This window comes from Vibrio sp. 10N.261.52.C2, from assembly GCF_041471425.1.
Classification (GTDB): domain Bacteria; phylum Pseudomonadota; class Gammaproteobacteria; order Enterobacterales; family Vibrionaceae; genus Vibrio; species Vibrio crassostreae_C.
This window is the reverse complement of the sequence record NZ_JBFROH010000032.1, coordinates 171063-190592: the sequence shown is the minus strand read 5'-3', so window position 1 is coordinate 190592 and position 19530 is coordinate 171063. Positions and strand designations below refer to the sequence as shown.

Here is a 19530-nt window from a genome sequence, read left to right as displayed (position 1 = left end):
GCGTATCACACGTTATAAAGTAGTATTACCTCTCAAATTTATACCTATCAAAAAAGCGAATTATTAAGTATGGCAACTGATCCAAGACAACTTTTGGTAACTTGTGCGCTTCCGTACGCTAACGGCTCTATTCACCTTGGCCATATGCTTGAGCATATCCAAGCTGATATCTGGGTTCGATACCAGCGTCTACGTGGCAACACTGTAAACTTCATCTGTGCTGACGATGCTCACGGCACGCCAATTATGCTTAAAGCTCAACAGATGGGTATCACGCCAGAAGAGATGATCGCTGCTGTTAGTGAAGAGCACCAAAAAGACTTCGCTGGCTTTGATATCAGCTTTGATAACTACCACAGCACACACAGCGAAGAGAACCGTGAACTGGCTTCTCACATCTACTTAGAACTTAAAAAGAACGGCTTCATTTCTAGCCGCACTATTTCTCAGCTTTTCGATCCTGAGAAAGAGATGTTCCTACCAGACCGCTTCGTAAAAGGTACTTGCCCTAAGTGTAAGTCAGAAGACCAGTATGGTGATAACTGTGATAACTGTGGTGAGACATACAGCCCAACTGAGCTAATTAATCCTAAATCAGCGGTTTCTGGCGCAACTCCAGTAATGAAAGACTCTGAGCACTTCTTCTTCGACCTACCTCAGTTCGAAAGCATGCTTAAAGAGTGGACTCGTTCTGGCTCTCTACAGAATGAAACTGCAAACAAAATGCAGGAATGGTTTGAGTCTGGTCTGCAACAGTGGGATATCTCACGTGATGCACCTTACTTCGGCTTTGAAATCCCAGGCGAAAAAGACAAGTTCTTCTACGTATGGCTAGACGCACCTGTTGGCTACATGGCTTCTTTCAAGAACCTATGTGACAAACGTGACGATCTAAACTTCGATGAATACTGGAAGAAAGACAGCACAACTGAGCTTTACCACTTCATCGGTAAAGACATTGTTTACTTCCACAGCCTATTCTGGCCAGCAATGCTAGACGGCGCAGGTTTCCGTAAGCCAAACAACGTATTCGTACACGGCTACGTAACAGTGAACGGTGCGAAGATGTCTAAGTCGAAAGGCACATTCATCAAAGCAAGCACGTACCTAAACCACCTAGACCCTGAGTGTCTACGTTACTACTACGCTGCGAAACTAAACAGCCGCATCGATGACTTAGATCTTAACCTTGAAGACTTCACTCAACGTGTAAACGCTGACGTAGTAAACAAGATTGTTAACCTAGCTTCTCGTAACGCTGGCTTCATTACTAAGCGTTTTGAAGGCAAGCTAGCTGCTGAATTTGCAGAGCCTGAGCTATACAACGAATTCGTTGCTGCTGCTGAGCGTATCGGTGAGCTATACGAAACTCGTGAATTCAGCCGTGCTATCCGTGAAATCACTGCACTAGCGGATAAAGCTAACCAGTACATCGACGAAAAAGCACCTTGGGTTCTTGCAAAAGAAGAAGGCAAAGAAGCTGAGCTTCAACAAGTTTCTTCTGTAGGTATTAACCTATTCCGCGTACTGATGGCTTACCTGAAACCAGTGATGCCAGAGCTTGCAGCTCGCACTGAAGCTTTCCTAAACGAAGAGCTAACGTGGGAAGCGATTGCTACTCCGCTAACTGATCACGAGATCACTAAGTTCAAAGCGCTATTCAACCGCATTGACCCTAAGAAAGTGGAAGCAATGGTTGAGTCTTCTAAAGAAGATGCAGCCGCTGAAGCAGCAGCGAAAGAAAAAGCAGAAGCTGAAAAAGAGCAAGCAAGCCAAACTGAGCTAGACAAAGAGCCAATCGCAGACGAGATTGAGTTCGATGCCTTTGCAGCAGTAGACATGCGTATCGCTCGTATCATCTCTTGTGAAGAAGTACCAAAAGCGAACAAACTACTGAAGTTCCAACTAGACATCGGTGGTGAGACTCGCCAAGTATTCTCTGGTATCAAATCAGCATACAAACCTGAAGAGCTAGAAGGCAAGCTAACTGTAATGGTAGCAAACCTAAAACCTCGTAAGATGAAGTTTGGTATGTCTGAAGGCATGATCCTAGCAGCGGGCCCTGGCGGCAGCGACCTATGGATCCTTGAGCCACACGAAGGTGCTCAACCTGGTATGCGTGTAATGTAATTCTGACTCCAGTCAGATAACAAGCACCCATCACTAAATCCCTAATGCATTTTTGACTTGAAAGAGTTAATCAGCATTGGGGATTTTTTATATCTACCGAAAATTAGCGTTCTCTGTTAGAGTCGCCGTCAACTATGCTATGTAGAGTAGAAATTGGTTCGTCGACAAAAATAGGCTAAACCAACACCTCTTTACTCTAAAACCCTTTTTAGGAATCCCCAGTGACTAACAACGAAATCTTGCGTCGTATTCAACACGCACTAAACCTTAAAAATGCACAAATCATCAAAGCTATCGAACAAGCTGATGTGACTGTTGCTCATGACCAAGTGATTAACTGGCTAAAAGATGACAACGACAAGTCATGCTCTAAGATGAAAGATAAAGAGTTAGCGGTATTCCTAAATGGTTTCATCAACCTTAAGCGTGGCAAAAAAGAAGGCGAGCAACCTAAACCTGAAGTTGCACTGACGAACAACATGATCTTCATGAAGCTTCGTATCGCATTGAACATGAAAGCAGAAGATGTTTTGGACGTACTAGAAGTGGTTGGCATTAGCTTGAGCAAGTACGAAATCGGCGCTTACTTCCGCAAGCCAGAAAACAAAAACTACAAAGTGTGTGAAGACCAACTACTTTGCGATTTTCTAAACGGTGTGCAATTTACCAACCGTCCAGACTCAGAAGAGTTTACGGGTTAAGTTACTACTCCTAGATAAATTTTAAGTTGCTACACATAGATAAATTACTCGTCATAGGTAAGTAACTGACCCACTGATAATTTTCTAGTAACGACAGATAAATAAAAAGCGGCGAGATAATTGAATTATCTCGCCGCTTTTTCGTTTTCTTTACGTCACTGACTAAACAGGAACAACAATAGTAAACCTATGGCTTAGCTGTCGTCTTCAGTGAAGTTCGTCGGCAATGTCGTTTTCATTTCATTCCAAACTTGTGCACTTGCGATACCGTAGTTACGAATCACTAATGGCAAAGTTTCGCGCTCGCCACTTTCACAGATAATGAACAACTCTTTATAAAAGTCCATCGCTAAACGTCGTGCTTCTGGGTTAGAGAAGTAGTAGCTACCGATACGGTCATAAAGTTTACGCACACCGTTAAAGATCAGGCCGTAAATCTGGTTGCCTGAGTGGAATGCCAAACGTTGGAAAAGCATGTAATCATAGAAGTTGAAAGTCTTCGCGATTAAGATCGTCTGACGTTTCGCTTCATCTTTTTCTGAATCTTCTTTTACCGCTTGTTTGATCTTGTCAGCGTATGGCGACGATTCTAGGAACTCATCCCAAGTTGGTGCCGCAAGTAGCGCTTCACAAGATTCAATCACGTTACTGATAGTACGCTCTGAAGCTTCTTTGTTTGCTTTGAATGCATAACGCATAAAGATCGGGCTGATATTAGTACGAGCAGCAAGCAGGTCTTCTACCATTTTGCTTGCGTTATCAACGTCCAACGTCATTAGCGTATCAAGGATATGAAGACCTGAGGTTTCCATAAACTGGTTAACTTTAGTTGGTTTGCCATGTTGGATTGTCAACCAACCATCACGAGCAAGACGTTGTAGTACTTCACGAAGCGTAGTACGTGTAACACCAATCAGCTCAGAAAGCTCACGCTCTGCGGGCAAGATAGAACCTGGAGGGAAACGGCCATTCCAAATACTTTCAATGATATACTTCTCTGCAAATCCTGCCGGGCTCTTCGCCTTAATGACCATCTACACTTCAATCCAATTTAATTATTCTGTTCTAATTTACTCATCATACCACTAGTTCACACCTAGCGGAAACACCCTCAAAAATTTTACTCACCCTAAACACCGTTAGAGTTATAACTCTAAAGTTCAGCACACGTTTGCACCTCAGGTTTGTAAAGCAAGCGACTCTAAACCACCATTTAAACAAACCGTTAACACAACAATTTTTCTTTAAAATCAATGGGATTGGTCATATTTTTAAAGCTATTAATTTGCAATATTAAGTTGTAATAATCATATATAAGCCGTCGTTATTCTGTAATTTTCAATCATTTCGCTGAAATATTGATTCTAGTCGGTTTTTATCACATTTTAAGTGGTATGCTTGCGCTACTTTGATCGCGTTTCTCAACAAAAAAGAGGTATTTTTAGGGCTACAGGGCTTTTCCTGTTGACTAAATGTTATCTAAGAGTAAAGTTGCGCTCAAAAATAAGCAGTGCTTGAGTTTCTAAGGGAGTGACTTGGCAAGACCACAGAACATTACATGGAATGTAGTTTTTCTAAGTCACTGTTAGTTATAGTTTTTAACAATTTCTATAGCTCGATTCTCAAAATGTTGTATTGCTTGTCTATTCATAATCAACATAAAAGAGTATTAACATGCCGATGTCTCTCGGAAACGCTTTTATCAAGAACTTCCTTGGTAAAGCTCCTGATTGGTATAAACTTGCCATCATTTCCTTTTTAATCATCAACCCGTTTGTTTTCTTCCTAGTTGACCCATTTGTTGCGGGCTGGCTATTGGTGGTTGAGTTTATTTTCACTCTAGCTATGGCTCTCAAATGCTACCCACTTCAACCGGGTGGTCTATTAGCTATTCAAGCAGTCGCCATTGGCATGACCAAACCAGAAATGGTTTATCACGAGCTGCAAGCAAACCTTCCTGTATTACTCTTGCTCGTATTCATGGTTGCTGGCATTTACTTCATGAAAGAACTGCTTTTGTTCATTTTCACGAAGATCTTGCTTGGCATCCAATCTAAAATTTTACTCTCCGTTGCCTTCTGTGTTGCTGCCGCTTTCTTATCAGCATTCCTAGATGCACTAACAGTAATCGCCGTAGTTATTAGCGTTGCGGTCGGCTTCTACTCTATCTACCACAAGGTTGCATCAGGCAAGGGCACAACGTCTTCGCACGATCATACTCATGATGAAGAGATCTCAGAGCTAACTCGTGATGACCTAGAAAACTACCGTGCTTTCCTACGTTCACTGCTAATGCACGCTGGTGTGGGTACAGCACTGGGTGGTGTAATGACCATGGTAGGAGAACCACAAAACTTGGTAATTGCTAAGCAAGCAGGTTGGGAGTTCGGTGAATTTATCATCCGTATGCTGCCAGTAACACTACCTGTTTTCTTCTGCGGTATTTTAACTTGTGCACTTGTCGAGAAATTCAAAGTGTTTGGTTACGGTGCTCAACTACCAATGAATGTTCGCCAAATCTTAGTTGAGTTTGACAACAAAGAACGTGCAAACCGCACAAAGCAAGACGTAGCAAAACTATGGGTTCAAAGTGCAATCGCAGTTTGGCTTATCGTCGGCCTTGCACTTCACGTTGCTGAAGTAGGTTTGATTGGCCTGTCTGTGATCATCTTAGCTACAGCATTTACGGGTGTTATTGAAGAACACTCTATGGGTAAAGCCTTTGAAGAAGCGCTGCCATTTACTGCACTTCTTGCCGTTTTCTTCGCTGTTGTTGCTGTGATCATCGACCAAGCTCTATTTAAGCCAGTCATCGATGCAGTACTTCACGTTGAAGATAAAGGCGCACAGCTCGCACTCTTCTATATTGCCAACGGTATTTTATCGATGGTTTCAGATAACGTGTTCGTCGGTACGGTTTACATTAACGAAGTGAAAACTGCACTGGTTGAAGGCATCATCACTCGTGATCAGTTCGACCTACTTGCTGTTGCTATCAACACTGGTACTAACCTACCTTCTGTTGCAACGCCAAACGGCCAGGCTGCATTCCTATTCCTATTAACATCAGCACTTGCTCCGTTAATTAGATTGTCTTACGGTCGCATGGTTATCATGGCGTTGCCATACACCATCGTATTGGCACTGGTTGGCCTAGCAGGCATTGTGTTCTTCGTAGAGCCAATGACAGCATGGTTCTATGATGCAGGTTGGATCATTCAACGCACTGGTGAAGTCGTTGCTCCAGTTATCTCTGGTGGTCATTAAGCTAAACATTGTGTCGCAAACCACAATAAGTGTGTCGAGGGCGTGTTGACCTTTCGAGCTGATTTTTGCAGCGAGTTGCTGGGTATTTATACAAGGCAGAGGCTTTGATGTGTAGCTAGCCTACATGAGAAGCCGATAACGTAGTAGAAATGACCAGCAAACACTGCCCGAAGGGTTCGAGCTGGGCGCCCCCGCAAAAAGCGTTTTACTCTTTGTTGAGGGGGATTTGCTTAGAATGACTAGGCTACTTCCCCCTCGCCGCGATTAAAACGCTTTTATCTCGAACAAAATTTAATCGCGAAAGGTCAACACGCCCTAGCTAATCAAAAATATTAGTTGATTAGGAAACTTATCCAAGATAAAAAGCTCTGAGTAATCAGGGCTTTTTTATTTTATAGACAGGATTCAATTCGTGAACTTTTTAGCAATGATCAAAGACTTCTCTAAGGGACGTTTATCTTGGCTTTTACTGCTGGCTTTTATTGTCTTTTTTGAAGCGTGCGCTCTCTTCTTCCAACACGTGATGATGCTTGGTCCTTGCGTGATGTGTATCTATGAGCGCGTTGCTATGCTCGCTATCGGTGTTGCCGCCATGATTGGTGCGATTGCCCCGAATAACCCAATATCACGCTGGTTAGGCCTTGCTAGCTGGGGATTTGGCGCATACAAAGGTTTGATGCTTGCTTTAGAGCACGTCGATTACCAGTTCAATCCGTCCCCTTTCGCAACCTGCGACTTATTCGTAACCTTCCCTAGCTGGGCGCCTTTAAACCAATGGGCTCCGTGGATGTTTGAGGCTTACGGCGATTGCAGCAAGGTTGTGTGGCAGTTCTTCGATCTTTCTATGCCTCAGTGGCTAGTAATTATCTTTGCAGGTAACTTGGTTGCTTTCGGTATTGTGGTTATTTCTCAATTTGTGAAGTCGAAAAAGGACTTGCAGTAAGCCGTTGACACTTGGACAACAAAAAAGTCGACCACGAGGTCGACTTTTTTATTACTTAAGCTTTTGAACATATTAAGAGAGTCTGTTATTCACACAAACTTAGTTGCTCAACAAGCCGTGATTAGCTGCTTTTACCGCAGCATTGTTTAAACTTCTTGCCGCTTTCACAAGGGCAAAGGTCGTTTCGACCAATGTCTTTAAACGGGTTCACGCTCTGGGACTTATTGCCCAACATAGCTTCATCCGCTGCCATTGCCACTTCTGAGATCATCAGATCGACTTGACCCACTAAATCGGCAAGCGATGGTGGGTTAGTAAGCCCTGCAGCGATCATTTGTTGTTGAGTTTGCTCTTCATCAATCGCAAGCATCAAGGTGGTTAAGAGCGCTTGCAACATGCGCAGAGTACCATCCGCGACTGTCACGCTCTGCCACTGCTCTTCCACTGTTGGCCAAACCATCATGAAGCCTTCAGAAAAATCAGCGAACTGTTCGTTAAAGTCACCTTCAGCCAGTACGTCTGTTAATAGGTATTCATTACGCTGAATCAGGTTGTGCTGGCGATTAATCTGTTCTGTTACCGTTGTTACCAGCTCTTTACCCGCTTCAGGCGCAACGATAACCAGCCACTCTTCTGGATCGAGTGGTTTGGTCGCTAAGTTAGAGGCAAGGATTGCACCTTCCATAAACTGCGGAGTAATGTCAGTGATTGATTCTGGTAGGCTTAATAATTGATATGTCATGAAAGCTCTGGATATTGGGCATTTTCGATATTATAACGCCATCCTCCCAAAGATGTCGCTATTAAGAGACGAAACCATCATTAAGACATGCACCACACTCATAGTGACAATTCTGTAAGCACACCGTACAATCACGCCTCGAATTTTTCGGTTCATTCAGTTTTGGTAAAGCAACATGCGCGTAATACTTGGCCCTATGGAGGGCGTTCTAGACCACCTAATGCGTGAAATTCTCACAGAGATTAATGATTACGATCTCTGTGTGACAGAGTTTGTGCGCGTCGTAGATCAACTTCTTCCCCCGCATGTGTTCCACCGTATTTGCCCTGAGCTACATCAAGGCTCTCAGACCATGGCTGGTGTGCCAATCCATCTCCAACTTCTAGGGCAACACCCAAATTGGATGGCCGAGAATGCTTTTCAAGCTGCTAGCTTAGGCGCGAAAGGGATCGATCTTAATTTTGGTTGCCCAGCAAAAGCGGTCAACAAAAGTAATGGTGGCGCTTCATTGCTAAAAGAGCCAGAGCTCATCTATCAAGTGGTGAACGCCTGTCGAGAAGCGGTACCGGCACACATTCCTGTGTCCGCAAAGATTCGATTAGGTTGGGAGCATCCGGAAGAGTGCTTTGAAATCGTCGATGCCATCGAACAAGCCAAAGCTGACGAACTCACCGTGCATGCAAGAACCAAAGTTGGCGGCTATAAAGCCAGCGAAATCAAATGGGACTTCATCAATCAAATAAGAGAAAAAACATCTCTGCCGTTGATTGCTAATGGGGAGATCTGGAACTATCAAGATGGTCAAGATTGCATAGAAGCAACAGGCGTCGATTCATTAATGGTCTGCCGTGGTGCTTTCAATATTCCAAACCTTGGTAACGTCGTTAAGCACAACCACCAGAAAATGCCGTGGGATAAAGTCATTGAACTTTTGCTGCGCTATTCAGAGTTTCAAATTAAAGGGGACAAAGGCATGTACTACCCCAATAGAGTGAAGCAGTGGTTTGTTTATCTAAGTAAAGGCTACCCTGAAGCGAACGAACTGTTTAAAGAAATTCGTACTTTCAAAAAGGCGCCACCGATTGTAGAACGCCTTCAGCGTTATCAAGAAGAACGCCGCCAACCTGTTTAAGATTATGTTTAGGGTTAAATACCCAACGCTACAAACGTGTTTACCGGTGCAAATAAGCTTTGCTTGGTAGACACGTTCGCTCTTCCCTCTTTCATTTTCATTTTCATTTGCATACAAAGCATCGATTCAATAACGTGGTTAAAATTTAAGACGGTCTTTACCCGTCGTCTTAGCCACGTACAGCTTTTCATCGGCGTACTTAAATATCTCATCGAAGTTAAGTTTACTTTGCTCAGTTTCAACAATGCAGACACCGCCAGACACCGTAAATCCATTTGGAATAATGTCGGCTGAAGTGGAACAAATCGCATTCTTCACTCGCTCTAATGTTCTCATCAAAGTTTCACGATCTTCGCCTTTCATATAAACGACAAACTCTTCACCGCCAAACCGTGCTGCAACGTCACTGCTTCGAATACTGTTGCTGATCTGACGCGACATATAACGAATCACATCATCCCCCTTATCGTGGCCGTAGGTGTCGTTAATTGACTTAAAATCATCAATATCGAAGACGGTTAATGCAAACAGTTGATCGTGCTCTACACTGCGCCAGAACGCTTCTAAGCCACGACGATTCAATAACCCTGTCATAGGGTCTTTGGCTGCGAGATCTTTGAAGTAACCACGTTCAATATTGGAATTGACGTAGAAGAAGATGGTTACTGAGAACAGATACACAATGATGGCAACAATAAGGCTGTCTTTCTCGTAGACGAAAAAGTGCTCAACCTCTTTCGCGATGTCTAATTTGTAATACATCGCATGGTGAGACGAGACACCATCCAGTTTGATCTCGTGATAAAAAGCAGCAGAATCTACCGGAGTCGCTAAAGTGGTATCAATGATATCGATCCGACCTGCAAGATGCTCATTCGAGTTTGCGAGCAGCTTGTCAGCATTAATATCCACCGACAGCATCCCTTGGTGAACGCCTTTATGGAATACAGGGATCGTCATACTGATTATACGGTCAAGGGAATCAAAACGATAACCAGGGCCTGAAAGGGTGAGTTGGTCAGGGTTGTTGGCAGTTTTCTGCCAATAAGGACGACTCTTTATGGTCGCGAGTAACTCTTTGCTCAGCCCTTTGGCAAAACCTTCAGGTGAAGAGATCACATAGCCGCTCGTATCAATAAAGTGCACGCCGGCATGGTATTCATCAAGCTGGGATAAAAATGAAAGAATAGGAGCTAACGCTATTTTTTCTGACGCGCTCTTATAACTATCACTGCTTTCAGAACAAAGAGACTCTTGACCGATTAGCATATAGTCGATATCGACAGAGGGAATGTCTGAGGTTTTACCGTCGGCAAGTAGCAATACATCAATAGGCCAAATTTGGCAAAGACCATCCACAACATGTTTGTTGTGATCAAGAAAGAGAGGGTTTCCTGATTTATAATAGTTGGAGAAGCTGTAGTCTAGGGCTGTCGCCACTTTTGTGGTTCTTTTGAACACATCTTCAATACGATGAAACTCACTACTGATATCTTTTTCTACCGCGTCAAAATGATTCTTTCCTATTAGGCCAAGTAACATCGCGGCGATCACAGCGGGAAACCCGAAAACAAAGGTTAGGCTAAAGTGCCTATTTACTTTCATATAATGTGCTCTTAGCGTTCAGCTATTTTCATTTTCCCCATTAATATTATTACATTAATCGGCAATTCGCTCGACGTAAAATAATGTAAATTGATATTAACGACACACCTAACGGTCAAATAACCGCTTACAAATGAATAAAATAGAGAAGCGCCAACATATAGAGCAGGTGAGTTTGTTATCTGAGCCCATTTCAATGCTGTTAATAATATGACTTATGGCCTATTAGCTCACCTAACACCAAACTCAATTCACCGGCTAATGACCGCACGCTCAATCACAGATTGAGGCACTGTCACGCCAAGCTCACGAGCAGCATCTAGGTTGACCACCAGCTGAGAGCTCTGCGCAGTTTTGACACTCAACTTCCCGGGCTTCTGTCCTTCCAGAATGGCTGCGACATAATCCGCGGTCTGAACCCCAACATCATAATAATCTAGACCTAAACCAGCAATCGCTCCCTTTCCGACATAAGATGTGGCGCCTGCGACGACTGGCGTATCTGCATGGTTAGCCGCTTTGATAAGACCCTCCATGCCGCTTGCAACCGTATTATCGGTCAAGGCATAGATAACATCGGACTTCTTAGCAATGGATTCTGCTTTTGCTTCGACATCGTCAACAGTCAGCGCTTTTTCGGTGTGAAGTGTATAACCGAAATCTCGAGTTGCCTTTCTCAATAACCCAACTAACGCAACGGCATTTGCTTCTGCTGGGTTGTAAACTACACCGATTGAATTAGCTTCAGGGAGCAGTTCTTTGATTAATGACACATGCTGAGTGATCGGAGATAAGTCAGAAAGCCCCGTGACATTACGCCCCGGCTTTTCTAATTGTTTAACGAGCCTAGCGCCGATAGGATCCGTAACCGCGGTAAACACGATAGGAATCGAGCGAGTCGCCGACACTAAGGCTTGTGAAGTCGGTGTCGCGATACCAACAAGTACATGTGGATTTTCACTGACGAGCTCTCTGGCAATCTTGGCTGCCTGAGCCGGGTTACCATTCGCCATTTCATAGGAGAATTCTAAGTTCTTACCGGGTTCATAACCATTGGCTCTCAATCCTTCAAGAAGCCCTAAACGTGTCGCATTCAGATCTGGATGGTCAACAACTTGTGAAACCGACACTTTTGTCACGTTTGCCATTGCATTGCCAGTCCATAGCAACATCAAGCAACTTAAAACCGCTGCCAATACCTTTCTTACAGAACTCATTATCGCTCCCTGAATCAAGCTCTACCCGTCATTACTCGCTCAAAGAGAACAACATCAAAATCACTATTGACATTATTACCAGTAACCATTGATAACTTGAAGTGATATTTAACAAAAATACAACAAGGCTCGAGTTATGTGAGAAAGGTTATATTGACTTCGGAGGAAGGTAAGAAACCAAGTGAATAAGGACAGGTAAGCTAAACGGAAAGTAAGCGAGGTAACAAAAAGAGGAGCAAATCTGAGAACAAGCTATAGAAGATGAATAGTTGTTCTCAGACAAGAGGGAGAGCTGGGATTCTTTAGAACCAACGCTCCATTGAGGATTTATCTAACTGACGAAAGGCACGATTTAAAATGATTGCCAATTCTTTATAGCGAGGGCGCGGCTTCATAGGCTCTAACGCAAAACCCGTTTCAGTGATCTTTTCATGCAGTTCGCGGTACCACGATACTAGCGCCGGCGGAAGTTGTGTATTTGAGCGATTGCCCAACCACCACATACCTTGTAGCGGCAAGCTGATCGCAAACAAAGCCATAACCACAGCCTGTGGCATCGCTTGGTAATTATTAAAGACCATTTGTGTAAGAACACTGATAGCGGCAATCGCAGGCATCACTTTCACGCCAAAACGGGTCGCTTTAATAATGCGTTGCTCAGGGAAAATAGCGTTTAACTCTTTTCGAACAGGCCAGAGATCCATGTACTTTTGGCCATCTTTTAAACTGCTAGCTAAACCAACTCTATTGCTCATATGAGTCTCCCATTAAAAAAAAGTTGAAATCATCAACTAAAAACACAAAAATTTGACGAAAAATAATATTCTTTCAAATTTTTTTGTTATATTTGCACAATATCGCTATTATTTGCAGACCTCAATCTCATTGTTGCCCTTATTTACAATTTAAGCAACTTTGAGAAGACTTCTGCAAGGAATGCACAAGCCTCTTTTTGATAAAGAGCGCTTTCACTTTATACGGAAATTAACGTTTTTTTGACCAAGGTTAGTACGCAAGCCTATGTGCTTCGACTATTCTTGAGATTAATTTTCATCCTTAACTGATTTCGATCAGAAAAATAAACAGGTAGTCATTAATGTCTAAGCTAGTTTTAGTTTTAAACTGTGGTAGTTCTTCTCTTAAATTCGCTGTTGTTGATGCAGAAACAGGTGCAGAGCACCTAACTGGTCTTGCTGAGTGTCTAGGTCTTCCAGAAGCTCGTATGAAGTGGAAACTTGATGGCAAGCATGAAGCACAACTAGGCGCGGGCGCAGCTCACGTAGAAGCACTATCTTTCATGGTAGAAACTATTCTTGCTTCTAAGCCTGAGCTTAAAGCTAACCTTGGCGCTATCGGTCACCGTATCGTACACGGTGGCGAGCAGTTCACTTCTTCTGCACTTATCACTGATGAAGTTCTTAAGGGTATTCAAGACGCTGCGACTTTCGCACCTCTTCACAACCCTGCTCACCTTATCGGTATCGAAGCGGCTCAACAGAACTTCCCTGGTCTACAAAACGTTGCTGTTTTTGACACTGCGTTCCACCAAACAATGCCTTCTGAGTCTTACCTATACGCTCTACCGTACAACCTGTACAAAGAGCACGGCATCCGTCGTTACGGCATGCACGGTACTTCTCACCTATTCATCACTCGTGAAGTTGCAGGCCTACTAAACAAGCCAGTTGAAGAAGTTAACATCATCAACTGTCACCTAGGTAACGGCGCTTCTGTATGTGCAATCAAGAACGGTAAATCTGTAGACACTTCTATGGGTCTTACTCCTCTTGAAGGTCTTGTAATGGGTACTCGTTGTGGTGACCTAGACCCTGCAATCATCTTCCACCTACACGACGCACTTGGTTACTCTGTTGAAGAAATCAACAACATGCTAACTAAAGAGTCTGGTCTTGCTGGTCTAACTGAAGTGACTTCTGACTGTCGTTTCGTTGAAGACAACTACGGTGAGAAAGAAGAAGCAACTCGTGCAATGGACGTGTTCTGTCACCGTCTAGCTAAGTACGTAGCTGGTTACACTGCAACTCTAGAAGGTCGTCTAGACGCAATCACTTTCACTGGCGGCATCGGCGAGAACTCAGGCCCAATCCGTGAAATGGTTCTTAACCGCCTAGGCATCTTCGGTATCGAAGTTGACGGTGAAGCTAACCTTAAAGCTCGTTTCGGCGGCGAAGGTACTATCACTACAGCTAACAGCCGTATCCCTGCAATGGTTATCTCTACTAACGAAGAGCTAGTAATTGCTGAAGACACTGCGAAACTAGCAGGTCTTTAATTGATTTTCCTGACTAGCTTCATTCGAAGCTAGTCAGTTTTTCATATCAAGAAAATGGGGCTCAACTTCTATTCCTACCCCAATTTAAATATCGGTGGGAATAGCAGTTGAGCTTTTTTTATTTCCAATAGTCAAAGGTGTTCGTCAATGTCACGTACTATTATGCTTATCCCTACAAGCGCTGGTGTTGGTCTTACTAGTGTTAGCATGGGTGTTCTTCGCGCTATGGAGCGTAAGGGCGTAAGTGTTTCTTTCTACAAGCCAATCGCTCAGCCTCGCAGCGGTGGTAACCAACCAGATCTAACGTCTACTATCATCAGCGCAAACAGCGACATTAAGATTGGTGAGCCAATCGCAATGACTAAAGCTGAAGCTTTGATCGGTAGCGAAAAAATGGACGAGCTTCTTGAGTCTGTTGTTGAGCAATACAACAAGATCAACAAAGACGCAGAAGTTACGCTAATCGAAGGTCTAGTACCTACTCGTAAGCACCCATTTGCTAACCAAGTGAACGCGGAAATCGCAAAAACACTTGGCGCGGAGATCGTATTCGTTGCGACTCCTGGTACTGACAACCCTACGCAGCTTAAAGAGCGTATAGAAGTAGCATGTTCTAACTTCGGCGGTACTAAGAACAAAAACATCAAAGGCGTAATCATCAACAAGCTTAACGCTCCTGTTGATGAGGCTGGCCGTACTCGCCCTGACCTATCTGAAATCTTTGATGATGCAGACAGTGCTCAGCAAGCGAACCTTGAAGTAATGCAAATCTTCAACTCTAGCCCTATCCGTGTTCTTGGCTGCGTGCCATGGAGCATCGATCTAATCGCAACTCGTGCGGTTGATATGGCTAAGCACCTTAACGCTGAAATCGTTAACGAAGGTGAAATCTCAACTCGTCGTATTAAGAGCATCACTTTCTGTGCACGTTCTCTACCGCACATGATTGAGCACTTCAAACCAGGCTCACTGCTAGTAACTTCTGCAGACCGTCCTGACGTTATCGTTGCTGCGGCTCTTGCTGCGAAAAACGGTGTTGAGATTGGCGCAATCCTGCTTACTGGCGGTTACGACATTCCAGAAAGCATTGCTAACCTTTGTGCACCAGCATTCGCTTCAGGTCTACCGATCTTCAAGGCTCAAGGTAACACTTGGCAGACATCTCTAAACCTACAGAGCTTCAACCTAGAAGTTCCTGCAGACGATAAAGAGCGTATCGAGTTCGTTAACGATCACGTTGCAAGCCACATTGATGGCCCTTGGATTGATTCTCTATCTGAAGGTACTCAAGGCATCCGTCGTCTAAGCCCACCAGCATTCCGTTACCAGCTAACTGAATTTGCTCGTAAAGCGGCTAAGCGCATCGTTCTTCCTGAAGGTGATGAGCCACGTACAGTTAAAGCTGCGGCTATCTGTGCTGAGCGCGGTATCGCAACGTGTGTACTTCTAGGTAACCCTGAAGAAATCCGTCGCGTTGCAGCGCAGCAAGGTGTTGAGCTTGGCGCTGGCGTTGAGATCATCGATTCTGCATCAGTTCGCGAAAACTACGTAGCTCGTCTAGTAGAACTTCGTGGCGCTAAAGGTATGACTGAAGTTGTTGCTCGTGAGAAGCTAGAAGATTCAGTATTCCTAGGTACTATGATGCTTGAAGCTGGCGAAGTTGACGGCCTAGTTTCTGGTGCTGTTCACACAACGGCGAACACTATCGTTCCTCCGTTCCAGATCATCAAGACTGCTCCTGATGCTTCTATCGTATCTTCGATCTTCTTCATGCTTCTGCCTGATCAAGTTCTTGTATACGGTGACTGTGCGATCAACCCAGATCCAACAGCTGAACAGCTTGCTGAAATCGCTATCCAATCTGCAGATTCTGCTGCGGCATTCGGTATCGACCCACGCGTTGCTATGATCTCTTACTCTACTGGTGAATCTGGTAAGGGTGCAGACGTAGATAAAGTACGTGAAGCAACGAAACTTGCTCAAGAGAAGCGTCCTGATCTAGTGATCGACGGTCCTCTACAGTACGATGCAGCAATCATGGAAAACGTAGCCGCTTCTAAAGCGCCTAACTCTCCAGTTGCAGGTAAAGCGACAGTATTCGTATTCCCAGACTTAAACACGGGTAACACGACTTACAAAGCTGTACAGCGTTCAGCAGATCTAGTATCTATCGGTCCAATGCTTCAAGGTATGCGCAAGCCAGTAAATGACTTGTCTCGTGGCGCTCTAGTAGACGATATCGTTTACACAGTAGCTCTAACGGCTATCCAAGCAGACCAAGCTGCGCAAGCTGAAGAAAAAGTAGTTAACTAATTTTCTTTTTCAGAAAGCAAAAACCCTAGATGTTTATCTAGGGTTTTTTTACGCCTGAAGAAAAGCGGATTAATTAATGATTCTAACCACGTCCGTGAGGCGAATCTAAATCCAGATCAGGCCCTTTAGGCACCACTTGAGTCGGGTTGATGCCCGTATGGCTGTAATAGTAGTGGCGCTTGATGTGGTAGAAATCCGTCGTCTCTTTAATACCCTCTATTTGATAGAGCTCTTTTAGATAACCTTGGATATGTTTGTAATCCGCAATTCGTTGCTTGTTACACTTGAAGTGACCCACATACACAGCATCGAATCGAACCAAGGTCGTGAACAACCGCCAATCCGCTTCAGTAATCTGCTCTCCCGCTAAATAACGTTTCTCACTAAGATGCGCATCCACTTTATCTAACGCTTCAAATAACGCTTCATACGCCTCTTCGTAGGCTTCTTGTGTTGTCGCAAAGCCGGTTCGGTATACGCCGTTGTTGATGTTTGGGTAGATATAATCATTCCACTCATCAATCTTCTTGGACAACTCCCACGGGTAGTAATCATCGGTGTTGCCTGTTAACTCATTAAATTCTGAATTGAACATGCGGATGATTTCAGACGACTCGTTGCTCACAATTGTGTTGGTTTTCTTATCCCACAACACAGGCACCGTTACTCTGCCCGAGTAATCCGGTTTGGCTTGAGTGTAAATTTGATGCATTCGGGTATGACCGAATAGAGGCTCAGGTAACCCCATTTGCCAACCTTCACTCATCATGTCTGGGCAAACTACTGTCACGTCAATGTGATCGGTCAGGTCTTTCAGTTCACGGAAGATAAGGGTTCGGTGCGCCCAAGGACAAGCTAACGATACGTATAAGTGATAGCGGCCGCTTTCCGGCTGAAACTGCGCGCCCGGTTTATTCTCTACCCAGTGACGAAAGCCCGCATCTTCACGAACAAATTTACCACCGCTTTCTTTGGTGTCGTACCACACATCGTGCCAAACACCTTCAACTAACTTACCCATATCCAAACCTCTGTCATCCAAGCTTTTCTCTAGTATAAAAAAAGCCAACTTTTTCAAAACTAGAAGAAGTTGGCCTAGTTGTTCGAATTATTTGAAGGAGGCTTGTTCAGACACAAAAAAAGCGCAACTCATAAACAAGTTGCGCTTAAGCCTGTCACAGGCTGAACCGGTTTAAATAGGCTCTAGACTTGTACGTGCAAGCAAGATACTGCGTGTACATCATCGCCTTGAATGGTTGGCTTAGTTTGCGCACACGCCTCTGTTGCTTGTGGGCAACGCGTACGGAACACACAACCTGATGGTGGATTGATTGGTGAAGGTAAATCGCCTTCCAACATCTGAATCGTTTTGTTGCGCTCTAGACGAGGGTCAGGAATTGGAACTGCAGACATCAACGCTTTGGTGTATGGGTGCTTAGGATCAGAGAACAATGCATCTGATTCGCCAAGTTCTACCGCATTCCCTAGGTACATCACCAATACGCGATCAGAGATGTGTTTAACAACCGACAAATCGTGCGCGATGAATACCAAAGACAAACCTAGCTCTTTTTGTAGCTCCTTCAGAAGGTTAACTACTTGAGCTTGGATAGATACATCCAGTGCAGAAACAGGTTCATCACAGATGATCATCTTAGGTTTCAAGATAAGCGCACGTGCAATACCAATACGCTGACACTGACCACCAGAGAATTCATGAGGGTAACGGTTGATTACGTTGGGTAGTAGACCAACCTTTGCCATCATCTCTTTAACTCTGTCCTTCACTTCTTGTTTAGAAAGTTCAGGGAAGAAAGTCTCTAGAGGCTCAGCAATAATATCTCCTACTGACATACGTGGGTTAAGCGATGCTAGCGGGTCTTGGAAGATCATCTGAATCTCTTTACGAGTCTCACGACGCTTCACTTCCTGCATCTTAATTAGGTCTTGACCTAACCACATCACTTGACCTTCAGTCGCTTCAACCAAGCCGATAATCGCACGGGCAAAAGTCGACTTACCACAACCAGACTCACCTACTACACCCAGAGTCTCTCCTTCGTAAAGGTGAACATCAACCCCATCAACCGCTTTAAGGTTTGATGGTTTTGCCCAAGGCCAAGCAGACTTAGCTGCAATGCTAAAGTGAACTTTCAGGTCTTTAATATCTAATAGTAATTCTTTACTCATTTTGTCCAAGTCTCCCAATCTGAAAAACAAGCACGCTGACGGTCTTTAGCAAATGGCTGCAAAATCGGTGCTTCTTGCTTACAACGGTCCATTACACGGTGACAACGGTCTTGGTAAGGACAACCTGTTGGTAGGCGAAGTAAGTTAGGTGGGTTACCTGGAATCGTCGGTAGAATTTCACCTTCGGTATCCAAACGAGGAATCGCTTTAAGCAGGCCTTCCGCATATGGGTGGCTTGGCTCGTAGAAGATTTCATCAACCGTGCCGTACTCCATTGTACGACCCGCGTACATCACAAGTACTTTGTCACATGAGCCAGCAACAACACCCAAGTCATGGGTGATCATGATGATTGCCGTATTGAACTCATCTTTAAGTTCGTTCAGCAATTCCATGATTTGCGCTTGAATGGTTACATCCAGTGCCGTTGTTGGTTCATCAGCGATAAGTAATTTAGGACGACACAGCAGTGCCATTGCGATCATCACACGCTGACGCATACCGCCAGAAAATTCGTGTGGGTACATGGTGATACGCTTACGTGCTTCAGGGATTTTAACCGCTTCAAGCATGCGTACTGATTCTTCAAACGCCTCTGCTTTACCCATGCCTTTGTGCAGCATAAGTACTTCCATCAACTGATCACTTACTTTCATGTAAGGGTTCAGTGACGTCATTGGATCTTGGAAGATCATTGCGATCTGTTCAGCACGAACCTTGTTCAGCGCTTTTTCAGGCAGGTTGAGGATTTCATTGCCTTCAAACTTTGCACTGCCTGAGATGATGCCGTTTTTAGCCAGCAGCCCCATCAGTGCAAATACCGTTTGTGATTTACCTGAACCCGACTCACCAACAATACCCAGCGTTTCGCCTTGGTTAAGTGAGAAGTTCAAGTCGTTTACTGCGGTTACGATACCATCTTGCGTGGTAAATTCGACGCGCAGATCTTTGACATCTAATAAGCTCATTATTGCTTCCTTAATCTTTTATAGCCTTT

At 44.2% G+C, this 19530-nt stretch carries 15 protein-coding genes; 7 read left to right on the top strand and 8 right to left on the bottom strand.

Going from position 1 to position 19530, the window contains the following annotated elements; genetic code table 11:
• The first annotated feature begins 69 nt into the window (after positions 1-69).
• On the top strand, positions 70-2130 hold the full coding sequence (gene metG / locus AB4307_RS13325) for a methionine--tRNA ligase (protein ID WP_017062160.1): 2061 nt from the start codon (positions 70-72) through the stop codon (positions 2128-2130).
• Positions 2131-2351: 221 nt separating this feature from the next.
• On the top strand, positions 2352-2831 hold the full coding sequence (locus AB4307_RS13320) for a YehS family protein (protein ID WP_016783812.1): 480 nt from the start codon (positions 2352-2354) through the stop codon (positions 2829-2831).
• Positions 2832-3025: 194 nt separating this feature from the next.
• Here the strand turns inward: AB4307_RS13320 and fadR are convergent, their stop codons facing one another.
• On the bottom strand, positions 3026-3865 hold the full coding sequence (gene fadR, locus AB4307_RS13315; RefSeq protein WP_017062161.1) for a fatty acid metabolism transcriptional regulator FadR: 840 nt from the start codon (positions 3863-3865) through the stop codon (positions 3026-3028).
• Positions 3866-4505: 640 nt separating this feature from the next.
• Between fadR and nhaB the strand changes: the two genes are divergently transcribed.
• Both nhaB and dsbB read left to right on the top strand, forming a co-directional pair.
• Positions 4506-6098: a Na(+)/H(+) antiporter NhaB gene (gene nhaB / locus AB4307_RS13310; protein WP_136973544.1), complete on the top strand. Its 1593-nt coding sequence runs from the start codon at positions 4506-4508 to the stop codon at positions 6096-6098.
• Positions 6099-6525: 427 nt separating this feature from the next.
• Complete coding sequence (gene dsbB / locus AB4307_RS13305) at positions 6526-7041, top strand: disulfide bond formation protein DsbB (RefSeq protein ID WP_029235613.1); 516 nt, start codon at positions 6526-6528, stop codon at positions 7039-7041.
• A gap of 121 nt (positions 7042-7162) precedes the next feature.
• On the opposite strand, the gene AB4307_RS13300 is transcribed toward dsbB, so the two are convergent.
• Positions 7163-7783, bottom strand: a complete 621-nt coding sequence (locus AB4307_RS13300) for a YecA/YgfB family protein (RefSeq protein ID WP_017062164.1) — start codon at positions 7781-7783, stop codon at positions 7163-7165.
• Positions 7784-7958: 175 nt separating this feature from the next.
• Here AB4307_RS13300 and dusC point away from each other — a divergent pair, with 175 nt between their 5' ends.
• Entirely contained in the window at positions 7959-8915 is a 957-nt protein-coding gene (dusC, locus tag AB4307_RS13295; RefSeq protein WP_017069187.1) for a tRNA dihydrouridine(16) synthase DusC, read from the top strand.
• A 138-nt stretch (positions 8916-9053) separates the two neighbouring features.
• On the opposite strand, the gene AB4307_RS13290 is transcribed toward dusC, so the two are convergent.
• The 3 genes from AB4307_RS13290 to yfbV form a co-directional block, all read right to left on the bottom strand.
• Positions 9054-10520 carry a GGDEF domain-containing protein gene (locus AB4307_RS13290; protein ID WP_372109818.1) on the bottom strand — a complete coding sequence of 489 codons (1467 nt, stop codon included), beginning with the start codon at positions 10518-10520 and terminating at the stop codon, positions 9054-9056.
• Positions 10521-10771: 251 nt separating this feature from the next.
• Positions 10772-11737 (bottom strand): ABC transporter substrate-binding protein, encoded by a 966-nt coding sequence (locus AB4307_RS13285; RefSeq protein ID WP_372132053.1) that lies wholly within the window; start codon positions 11735-11737, stop codon positions 10772-10774.
• A 302-nt stretch (positions 11738-12039) separates the two neighbouring features.
• Positions 12040-12492 (bottom strand): terminus macrodomain insulation protein YfbV, encoded by a 453-nt coding sequence (gene yfbV / locus AB4307_RS13280; protein ID WP_017062168.1) that lies wholly within the window; start codon positions 12490-12492, stop codon positions 12040-12042.
• Between the two features lie 341 nt (positions 12493-12833).
• On the opposite strand from yfbV, the gene AB4307_RS13275 reads away from it, so the two are divergent.
• Together AB4307_RS13275 and pta are read left to right on the top strand one after the other, a co-directional pair.
• Positions 12834-14030, top strand: coding sequence for an acetate kinase (locus AB4307_RS13275; protein ID WP_017062169.1), 1197 nt, complete (start codon positions 12834-12836; stop codon positions 14028-14030).
• 147 nt (positions 14031-14177) lie between these two features.
• Positions 14178-16343: a phosphate acetyltransferase gene (pta, locus tag AB4307_RS13270; RefSeq protein WP_017062170.1), complete on the top strand. Its 2166-nt coding sequence runs from the start codon at positions 14178-14180 to the stop codon at positions 16341-16343.
• Between the two features lie 82 nt (positions 16344-16425).
• Here pta and AB4307_RS13265 read toward each other — a convergent pair whose 3' ends face one another.
• The 3 genes from AB4307_RS13265 to AB4307_RS13255 form a co-directional block, all read right to left on the bottom strand.
• Positions 16426-17364 carry a glutathione S-transferase family protein gene (locus AB4307_RS13265; protein WP_372132051.1) on the bottom strand — a complete coding sequence of 313 codons (939 nt, stop codon included), beginning with the start codon at positions 17362-17364 and terminating at the stop codon, positions 16426-16428.
• 182 nt (positions 17365-17546) lie between these two features.
• Entirely contained in the window at positions 17547-18533 is a 987-nt protein-coding gene (gene oppF, locus AB4307_RS13260) for a murein tripeptide/oligopeptide ABC transporter ATP binding protein OppF (RefSeq protein ID WP_372132049.1), read from the bottom strand.
• Positions 18530-19501, bottom strand: coding sequence for an ABC transporter ATP-binding protein (locus AB4307_RS13255; protein WP_012603544.1), 972 nt, complete (start codon positions 19499-19501; stop codon positions 18530-18532). Before AB4307_RS13255 ends, oppF begins: the two co-directional genes overlap by 4 nt.
• Positions 19502-19530: the final 29 nt, after the last annotated feature.

Excerpts from the sequence above, each read along its gene's own strand:
- metG (WP_017062160.1), top strand. The coding sequence starts at position 70 with ATGGCAACTGATCCAAGACAACTTTTGGTAACTTGTGCGCTTCCGTAC.
- fadR (WP_017062161.1), bottom strand. The coding sequence starts at position 3,865 with ATGGTCATTAAGGCGAAGAGCCCGGCAGGATTTGCAGAGAAGTATATC.
- nhaB (WP_136973544.1), top strand. The coding sequence starts at position 4,506 with ATGCCGATGTCTCTCGGAAACGCTTTTATCAAGAACTTCCTTGGTAAA.
- dsbB (WP_029235613.1), top strand. The coding sequence starts at position 6,526 with ATGATCAAAGACTTCTCTAAGGGACGTTTATCTTGGCTTTTACTGCTG.
- AB4307_RS13300 (WP_017062164.1), bottom strand. The coding sequence starts at position 7,783 with ATGACATATCAATTATTAAGCCTACCAGAATCAATCACTGACATTACT.
- dusC (WP_017069187.1), top strand. The coding sequence starts at position 7,959 with ATGCGCGTAATACTTGGCCCTATGGAGGGCGTTCTAGACCACCTAATG.
- AB4307_RS13290 (WP_372109818.1), bottom strand. The coding sequence starts at position 10,520 with ATGAAAGTAAATAGGCACTTTAGCCTAACCTTTGTTTTCGGGTTTCCC.
- AB4307_RS13285 (WP_372132053.1), bottom strand. The coding sequence starts at position 11,737 with ATGAGTTCTGTAAGAAAGGTATTGGCAGCGGTTTTAAGTTGCTTGATG.
- yfbV (WP_017062168.1), bottom strand. The coding sequence starts at position 12,492 with ATGAGCAATAGAGTTGGTTTAGCTAGCAGTTTAAAAGATGGCCAAAAG.
- AB4307_RS13275 (WP_017062169.1), top strand. The coding sequence starts at position 12,834 with ATGTCTAAGCTAGTTTTAGTTTTAAACTGTGGTAGTTCTTCTCTTAAA.
- pta (WP_017062170.1), top strand. The coding sequence starts at position 14,178 with ATGTCACGTACTATTATGCTTATCCCTACAAGCGCTGGTGTTGGTCTT.
- AB4307_RS13265 (WP_372132051.1), bottom strand. The coding sequence starts at position 17,364 with ATGGGTAAGTTAGTTGAAGGTGTTTGGCACGATGTGTGGTACGACACC.
- oppF (WP_372132049.1), bottom strand. The coding sequence starts at position 18,533 with ATGAGTAAAGAATTACTATTAGATATTAAAGACCTGAAAGTTCACTTT.
- AB4307_RS13255 (WP_012603544.1), bottom strand. The coding sequence starts at position 19,501 with ATGAGCTTATTAGATGTCAAAGATCTGCGCGTCGAATTTACCACGCAA.